Annotated in this window: 1 protein-coding gene; it reads left to right on the top strand. The window is 50.9% G+C overall.

All coding sequences use genetic code 11. The features are described from left to right. A partial coding sequence (locus tag ACF91D_RS32335; protein WP_392438802.1) for a hypothetical protein occupies positions 1 to 383 on the top strand: 383 nt, incomplete at both ends.

The raw sequence follows: 383 nt of genomic DNA, 5'->3' as shown, positions 1-383 counted from the left end.
CAGATAGTGACTCAGATGCAGACTCTGATTCAGACGCGGACAGTGACTCAGATGCGGACTCTGACTCAGATGCGGATGCTGATTCAGATTCAGACGCAGACAGCGACTCAGATGCTGATTCAGATTCAGACGCAGACAGCGACTCAGATGCTGATTCAGATTCAGACGCAGATAGTGACTCAGATGCGGATGCTGATTCAGATTCCGACGCAGATAGCGACTCAGATGCTGATTCAGATTCAGACGCAGATAGCGACTCAGATGCAGACTCAGATTCAGATGCGGACTCTGACTCAGACGCAGACAGTGACTCAGACGCAGACAGTGACTCAGATGCAGACTCAGATTCCGACGCAGACAGTGACTCAGATGCAGACTCAGAC

Source organism: Staphylococcus sp. 231237_7MaSpsaltlick (genome assembly GCF_043107035.1).
This window is presented reverse-complemented; position numbering and strand designations above follow the sequence as displayed.